The sequence below is a fragment of the Rhodococcus sp. BS-15 genome (assembly GCF_000813105.1).
Lineage (GTDB): Bacteria > Actinomycetota > Actinomycetes > Mycobacteriales > Mycobacteriaceae > Rhodococcoides.
The window spans coordinates 1-5,749 of sequence record NZ_BAOX01000301.1; the positions used below are offsets into that span (position 1 = coordinate 1).

The following is a 5,749-nucleotide window of genomic DNA, read 5'->3' on the forward strand; positions in this document are numbered from 1 at the left end:
TCTGGACCGCGTGGCTCGGCGCAGGCGGGGAATCCACCGGTGCCCGCGCGGAGGCAGTGCTGCGGGCGTGCTCGGCGCTCGAACTGATCCAGGCCTGCGCCCTGATTCACGACGACATCATCGACTCGTCCAGCACACGACGCGGTTTCCCGACCGTGCACGTCGCTTCGCTCAGCGGCACCGCGAGGCGGGCTGGTCCGGCTGCGCGGACCATTTCGGTGAATCGGCAGCGATCCTCGTCGGCGATCTCGCTCTGTGTTGGGCCGACGATCTACTGCGTGAGTCGGGCATCGACGCCGATGCCGCGCGGCGAGTCCAGCCGGTGTGGTCGGCTATGCGCACGGAGGTTCTCGGTGGCCAGTTGCTCGACATCGAAGCCGAGGCCGGTACCGACGAAAGTGTCGCCGCTGCAATGCGCGTGAACCGCTACAAGACCGCTGCCTACACCGTCGAGCGGCCGCTGCATCTGGGCGCAGTCCTCGCCGATGCCGACGAGAACCTGATCTCGGCCTACCGCAACTTCGGTGCAGACATCGGAATCGCGTTCCAACTGCGCGACGACCTCCTCGGAGTGTTCGGCGATCCCGAGGTGACCGGCAAACCGTCGGGCGACGACATCACCGAGGGCAAACGCACCGTGCTGATCGCGCTGGCACTGCAGAAAGCAGACGAGACCCGGCCGGATCGCGCAGCCACGATCAGGGCCAGTCTCGGAACCGAACTCGACGCGAACGAAGTGGCCGACATTCGTTCCATCCTCGTCGAACTCGGCGCGGTGGACGCGGTCGAGAAGCAGATCGACGAGCTCGGGACCCGGGCCGTCGCAGCCCTCGACAACAGTTCGATCGAACCGGTCGCTGCCGCGCACCTGCGCGCCATGGCAACCGCCGCCATCCAACGGCAGTACTGAAAGAGAGCGTCATGTCTTCGATCCGCACGGTCTCCGGCACCACCGACTGCGTCGTCGTCGTGGGAGCCGGATTGGCCGGCCTGGCCGCCGGTCTGCATCTGCTGGGAGCAGGCAGGAAAGTCACCATCGTCGAGCGCGACGCGACCGTGGGCGGCCGCGTCGGGGGTGTACCCGGTATCGGACGCCGACGGATCGCACCTGTACGACATCGACAACGGCGCAAGCGTGCTGACGATGCCGAACCTGGTGCTCGAGGCGCTCGCCGCCGTGGGTGCCGACTTCGAGTCGACCACGCCGCCGATTCGGCTGACCACGCTGTCGCCGTCCTATCACACGCGCTACGCCGACGGCACGTCCATCGACGTCTACTCCGATCCCGAGGCGATGGCGGCCGAGGTCGAGCGCACCTGCGGTCCAGCCGAGGCGCAGGGATATCGCGAACTGCGGCGTTGGCTCGCCGACATATTCGACGCCGAGTTCGACCGCTTCATCGACTCGAACTTCGATTCACCGCTCGATCTCGTGGGATCGAAAGCCGCGATCTCCGACACCGCGACGCTGACGAAACTGGGCGGCTTCGGCCGCCTCGGGCCACGCGTCGACAAGTTCCTGAAGGACACCCGCCTACGCCGCGTGTTCACGTTCCAGGCGCTCTACGCAGGCATGGCACCCCAGAAGGCCCTCGCGGTCTACGGAGCCATCGCGCACATGGACACCTCCCTCGGGGTGTTCTTCCCCGAAGGCGGCATGGCGGCCATCGCCAGGGCGATGGCCGACGCGTTCGTCACCGCAGGCGGCACGCTCGAACTCGGCACCGAGATCGTCGACATCACCGTCGATCGAGGTCGTACCGACTCCGTGATCACTGCAGCCGGCAGCCGAATCGCCTGCGACGCACTCGTTCTCACCGCAGACCTGCCCGTCGTCGATCGACTCCTCGACCGGGCGTCGGTATCGAAGAAGGGCCGACGCAACGGTTACGGCGTCGTCTCGCCGTCGGCGGTCGTCGCGCACGGAACCGTTCCCGTAGAGCTGACGGAGACGTGGCCCGCTCGCGCGCACCACACCATCGACTTCGGCGACGAATGGGCCGAGACCTTCCGCCGCATCACCGCACGATCGGGCAAGGGGTCCTTGATGGCCGATCCGTCCCTGCTGATCACCCGACCGTCGGTGAGCGATCCCGATCTCGAAGTGGTGCGCGGCGGAGTCCGCAGCGAGCCGGTGTCCATCCTCGCACCGTGCCCCAATCTCGACAGCGCTCCACTGCCGTGGAACGAGCTGGCGCAGCCGTACCTCCGTGAAATCCTGACGACTCTGGAGGCTCGCGGATACAAGGGCCTGCTCGACGGATTCACTCTCGACCACATCGACACACCCGAGACCTGGGCACGCAAGGGCATGATCGAGGGTTCTCCGTTCTCGTCCGCCCACGTGTTTCGGCAGACCGGGCCGTTCCGACGCAAGAACATGGTCGCCGGGCTCGACAACGTGGTTCTTGCCGGCTCGGGCACGACGCCCGGAGTGGGCGTTCCCACGGTTCTGGTGTCGGGAAAGCTCGCCGCAGAGCGGGTGACGGGGCGCACGGGACGGTAGGTTCGTTCGATTCACTGCGTCGACCAACTAAGCTGAGCGCGATCGTTTGCCGGTCGCGCTCATTGCTGCGACCATGATCGTTCGGTGATCGGCGTGAACCAGCGGCCGGCGTACAGATCTCGACCCACAACTCGTTGCAGAGGAGGAGCAGGCGGCAATGTCTTCGATCTCGTCGCACTCCACCTCCGAGGATCGATCGTCGGACGGCGACCCCCCGTCCTCGGCTTCGCGACGACCGTCGAGACTGACCGCAACGGGCAATTTCCTGCGCAGTCCCGAGGGCAAGGCCGCACTGCTCGGTGTGGTCGGTGCCGTCTGCATCGTGTTCGGCGGATTCGGTGCGGGCAGCGTGCGCCGACGCGATCCGTTGCTCGAGGAGATGCACTTGTCGTGGCTGCGATTCGGCCACGGATTCGTACTCTCGACCATCATCGTCTGGGTCGGCGTACTGCTGATGATCACCGCCTGGGTTCGGCTCGGACGCGCGACCCTGCACGGCCGCACCACGGTTGGCGAACTGCGCTGGATCGTCCCGGCATGGACCGCACCACTGCTGCTGTCGGTGCCGATGTTCAGCCGCGACGCGTACTCCTACCTGGCGCAGGGCGCTCTGCTCCGCGACGGATTCGACCCGTATGCCGTTGGCCCCGTTGCCAATCCGGGAGTTCTACTCGACAACGTCAGCAATGTGTGGACCACGACCACTGCGCCGTACGGTCCGTTGTTCCTACTGCTCGCTCGCGGAATCACCAGCCTCACCGGTGACAACGTCATCGCCGGAACCATGCTGCTGCGCCTGACGATGTTGCCCGGTCTGGCCCTGATGATGTGGGCGGTTCCGCGGCTGGCGAAGCACCTCGGCGGCCGAGCGACCACCGCGGTGTGGCTCGCCGTACTCAACCCTCTGGTTCTGATCCACCTGATCGGCGGAGTGCACAACGAGTTGCTCATGGTGGGCCTGATGACCGCGGGGATCGTGCTGACGCTCGAACATCGACACGTGGGCGGCATTGCACTGGTTGCGATCGCGGTGGCGATCAAGGCCACAGCAGGCCTGGCGCTGCCTTTCCTGGTGTGGATCTGGATGCTCCATCTGCGCGAGAAGGCGCGGGCGGAGGGTCGGACGCCGATGTCGCCCGGCCTCGCATTCATCAAGACCGCAGGTATCGGTGCCGCCGTCTTCGTCGCCGTGTTCGTCGTGGCATCGGTGATCGCCGGAGTCGGAATCGGTTGGCTGACGGCGCTTTCCGGATCGGCCAAGATCATCAATTGGCTCTCGCTGCCCACGATCCTGGCGCACCTGGTGACCGTCAGCACCTCGTGGTTCCTCGATCTTCGCCTCGGACCCGTTCTGGATGTCACCCGTCTGCTGTGCGCGATCGCACTGGTGGTCGTTCTTGCGGCGGCCTGGTGGTTGGGCCGCAGATCCGAACGCGATGCGGTCAAGGGCATCCTGATCGCCCTGGTCGCCACCGTCGTCCTCTCCCCCGCAGCCCTGCCCTGGTACTACTCGTGGCCACTGGCGATCGCCGCAGGCTTCGCACTCTCGCGCACGACCCTGATGATTTTGACGGGGCTGTCGACGTGGCTCATGCTCGTCTTCCAACCCGACGGATCGATCGGCCTGTACACGTTCGGACACGTCGCACTGGCGATCTTCGCCGCGGTCGTCGCAGCTCTGGCTCTGACGCGCGTCGATCCGCTGCGTTTACGATCGGACCGATCCAGGGAACACCGTGCCGTGCCGAACGCACCCAAGACCCCAGCAACGGAACCGACCGGAGACGAATCCACGTCATGAAGGCCCACGTGATGAGAGAACTGGACGGTATCGATCCGGAGCTGCACGAGGCTTACCGCATCTGTCGTGAACTCAACGCTCAGCACGGCAAGACGTACTTCCTCGCCACTCGCCTGCTCCCCACCGACAAGCGCGCCGGCGTGCACGCGCTGTACGGGTTCGCCAGGATGGTCGACGACATCGTCGACCTCGAGGGCACCGACATCGCCGTGGGATCGGACGAGCTCAACGCCCGTCGCATCGTCGAACTCGACGTGATCGAATCCCGGGTGCGCGACGCCTTGGCGGGAAAACCATTGTCCGACAGCGTGTCCGATCAGGTATTGAGCGCATTGTGCGACACCGTGGCGCGCTACGACATTCCGCACGACTATTTCTTCGCGTTCATGTACTCGATGCGCATGGACATTCCGGGGAGCCCGATGTTCGTCTCGCGCTACCGCACGATGGAGCAGTTGCGCGAGTACATGTACGGCTCCGCTGCGGTGATCGGACTGCAGATGTTGCCGATCCTGGGAACGGTCGTCGAGCGGTCCGAGGCCGAGCCCCCCGCCGCAGCCCTGGGCGAGGCGTTCCAGCTCACCAACTTCATCCGCGACATGGGTGAGGACCTCGACCGCGACCGCATCTATCTGCCCACCGACGAACTCGCGGCGTTCGGCGTCGACGAAGAACTACTCCGGTGGTGCCGCACCACGGGGAACGTCGACGCCCGGGTCACCCGCGCCCTCGCACACCTGATCGCCGTCACCCGCTCGATCTACCGCACGTCCGATGCAGGCATCGAGATGCTGGATCCGCGAGTGCGACCGTCGATGCGCACGGCGTCGATCCTGTACGGCCGCATACTCGCAGAGGTCGAGTCACAGGGTTACCGGGTGCTCTCCCAGCGGGCGACGGTGCCGCAGTGGACCCGAGCGCGCGTCGCGCTTCCGCAGTTCGCCGTCACCGGCTGGAAGCGCGCGACGGTTCGCTAGAAGGCCATCGCCTGTGCGCGCCTGATCACTTCGCGCATCAGGTCGCCGTGCAGAGCGGCGACGGGTGCACCGGGCAGGCTCTCGTCCTCGGTGAACAGCCACCGCAGGATCTCCTCGTCCTCGTACCCTCCGTCGTGCAGCACGGCCAGCAGGCCGGGCAGCCCCTTGACGATGGTGCCTTGCTCGTATCCAGGAACTGCTCCGGCACGACGGGCACGCGCGAACGCTTCAGGGCGAGCAACTGGCGATCTCGAACGAGCTGTTCGACGCGGGTCTTGGGGATGTCGAGGATCTTCGCGACATCGGCGAACTGCAGCACAGACTCCGACGGATCGAGCACGTCGTCGGCATAGGGAATGGCACTCACGCAGGTAACGTTAACGGGTCCGACGCTCAGACTTCAAAAGCGTGACAGCCGGGTCGTTCCGCAGGCTCCACTCCTGCCGCCGGGTCGTTCCGCAGGCT

The 5,749-nt window shown here is 65.9% G+C and carries 2 protein-coding genes and 3 pseudogenes; 4 read left to right on the forward strand and 1 reads right to left on the reverse strand.

Annotation, left to right across the window (positions count from 1 at the left end; translation table 11 throughout):
* The 4 genes and pseudogenes from RHBS_RS23250 to RHBS_RS23265 all read left to right on the forward strand — a co-directional run.
* Window positions 1–910, forward strand: a pseudogene (locus RHBS_RS23250) (polyprenyl synthetase family protein); the annotation flags it as partial.
* Between the two features lie 11 nt (window positions 911–921).
* Window positions 922–2,506, forward strand: a pseudogene (crtI, locus tag RHBS_RS23255) (phytoene desaturase family protein).
* 157 nt (window positions 2,507–2,663) lie between these two features.
* Complete coding sequence (locus RHBS_RS23260; protein ID WP_183130130.1) at window positions 2,664–4,307, forward strand: alpha-(1->6)-mannopyranosyltransferase A; 1,644 nt, start codon at window positions 2,664–2,666, stop codon at window positions 4,305–4,307.
* Between the two features lie 11 nt (window positions 4,308–4,318).
* Window positions 4,319–5,284, forward strand: coding sequence for a phytoene/squalene synthase family protein (locus RHBS_RS23265; RefSeq protein ID WP_121872348.1), 966 nt, complete (start codon window positions 4,319–4,321; stop codon window positions 5,282–5,284).
* Here the strand turns inward: RHBS_RS23265 and RHBS_RS23270 are convergent.
* A pseudogene (locus RHBS_RS23270) lies at window positions 5,281–5,651 on the reverse strand (Rv2175c family DNA-binding protein). The gene RHBS_RS23265 and the pseudogene RHBS_RS23270 sit on opposite strands and share 4 nt — an antisense overlap.
* Window positions 5,652–5,749 lie beyond the last annotated feature (98 nt).